The 2,460-nt window shown below is 53.3% G+C and carries 2 protein-coding genes and 1 tRNA gene; all 3 read left to right on the forward strand.

Annotated elements, in window-relative coordinates; genetic code table 11:
• Positions 1–81 (forward strand) — tRNA-Leu (locus tag HOK28_21335).
• A gap of 32 nt (positions 82–113) precedes the next feature.
• Positions 114–1,697, forward strand: a complete 1,584-nt coding sequence (locus HOK28_21340; GenBank protein MBT6435652.1) for a hypothetical protein — start codon at positions 114–116, stop codon at positions 1,695–1,697.
• A gap of 292 nt (positions 1,698–1,989) precedes the next feature.
• On the forward strand, positions 1,990–2,460 hold a 471-nt coding region (locus HOK28_21345), incomplete at its 3' end, for a hypothetical protein (protein ID MBT6435653.1).

Here is a 2,460-nt window from a genome sequence, read left to right on the forward strand (position 1 = left end):
GTGGCGGAATTGGTAGACGCGCTGGCTTCAGGTGCCAGTGGGGGCAACCCCGTGGAGGTTCGAGTCCTCTCCTGAGCACCATCTACATTCTTGAAGATGGTTGTGAATCACCGATGAAACCCCCGCGCACATACTGGCTTTGGAGTCTTCTCCTAGCGCTTTGCGTGACCGCTCTTCCCCAAAATACCGAAGCCAAACCCATTCGTTACCCCGCTTATGAGCGGCATATTCCTGGGGCAAAACTCAGCAAATATGAGCGTAAGGTCTTCCACGCCGTTCGTACTTGGTCGAAGGATAAAAAGCAGCGCCTTCGCTACGACCCACGCCTTGGAAAAGTAGCCAAAGCCATGGCACGGCTCACAGCAAGCAACATACCTCCTATCGACCATCACGAGCTTCGACGCATCGCCTACCGGCAAGGCCTAACCGATGGCCAAATCGCGCACGTGATCACCCAAGGTAAAGACAGCAGAGACAGCATCGCAGCCCTCCTGGAGGAGTTAAACCGTTCCTTAAGCCATGTAGATATGACCCACCTTGGCGTCGCCATCATTCGCAAAGATAAAATTGTCACCACCGCGCTGGTGCTTTCCCGTCGCCTCGTCAAACTTAGCCCCATTCGCTCCTATGCCCGCACCGAGCAAACCGCATACCTAAGAGGTCGCTTTTTTCAAAAGGGTCCCGCTCGCGATATTCAAGCTCTTGAAATCGCATTGACCATGCCGAGCGGTAAAGTGCTTAAGCAAAACCTCCAAATCGTCGACCGAAAATTCCAGCTGCCCATTATGGTAGGCCCACAATCGGGCGTGATGCAGGCGCAAATTATAGTGAATCGCGGCAAGGGGCCCGAGGTGGCCGCACTTTTTCCTCTGGGGATAGAACACACCCCGTGGGCGCCAACACAAACGCTCAAGAGCGAACTTGATGAGACCATGGAATCGGAGCCAGCATTGGCATCTTTAATTCTCGGTGCCCGTAAAGCGCAGGGCTTAAATCTTCCGGCGCACAGTAGCCTTTTGGCTCAAATTGCGAGAGCCCATGCCGAAGATATGCGAGACCACCAGTTCTTCGCACATGTGTCTGCTCGCACCGGGGACGTCACCCACCGGCTCTCTGAATTTCAGGTCTCTTATGTGGTGGCTTTAGAAAATATCGCCTCGGCCACCGGGCCCGACGACATCATGCAAGAATGGATGAACAGTCCATCACACCGTGCCAATCTCCTCTCACCCGACATCACCACCTTTGGAGTTGGTATCTCTGAAAATCTCGACAACCCAGATGGCTCCATGCTTGCGGTTGCTGTTTTGGTAAAACAAGAAGAAACAGCCGACACTCAAACCCTACGCCAGCTCACCCGAGAGAGGCTCAATCAAGAGCGTCGACGACTTGGCCTCGAGCAACTCCCTGCCGACACAAAGCTTGATGCTCTGGCTCAAAAACACAGCCAGCGGGTTGCCCGGGAGCATGAAGGTAAGAGCCCCGAAAGCTGGGATGCGGATGTTGAAGAATGGGTTCTCGATCCCTCGGGCAAAGCCGACTCTGCCATGGGGATTTATCACTCCACCACCGTTGACGTCGTTCTCCAAGCTGAACACCGATTGGCGAGCTTCAAGAGAGTCGGGATTGGAATTGTCAAAGATCCCAAAAACACAGCGGCGCCCATGTGGATTACCTTAATGTGGCTGGCAGAATAATTGCTAGGTTAACCCCATCGTACAGGGTCTCAATCCTCCGAAAAACGGCCGACTCAAAATCCACAAGCATCTATTTTTAATATACTTTTAGAGCTTCTGGGAAGATGCCCGATGAGCCCACTTACGCTGATGTAAGCGACTGAATGTCAACAGGATCCAATTGCCTACCACTAAATGGCTATCCACCCTGGGCAATGCCTCGTAAAATGGTAATACTCAGCCCATCAACGCAACGCTCGGGGACACAGCCCTTGAAACGAGCGAACGATGGCTTAGCCAGAGGAGAGAAGTGGTGCTCAGAACCAAGCTACTAACCGTATTTACAATCGCCCTTACAACTGTATTGGCCGCCTGCGGCGTGAGCCCATCGGCCGAATGTGTGCAACTCGATACCACAGCAGCCGATTACCAGACACAAGCCTCATCTTGCCAGCTAGAAGCCAAGGATGTCGGCTGGGCCCCTAGCTGCGGCAATGGTTACATGGAAGACGGCGAAGGCTGCGACTCGAACCACTTTCAACTCAAAGGCTGCTCCGCGATTCCAAGCTTCGGTGAATTTGGCGGTGGAGCACTGGCTTGTGACCCAGAAAGCTGCACCATAAATGTAGACGGCTGCATGGAAAACTTCACCTACCCGCCTGGGCCATATGGTGCCACGCAAGGTATGGTTGCCGAGAACATGAAATTTGTTCCCGCCAACCAAGCGGCCATCGATCTCGCAGGCAACACAGAAGTTTTTGACTTAACCGCCCTGTATTTAAAC

This window comes from Deltaproteobacteria bacterium (genome assembly GCA_018668695.1).
Classification (GTDB): Bacteria; Myxococcota; XYA12-FULL-58-9; order XYA12-FULL-58-9; family JABJBS01; genus JABJBS01.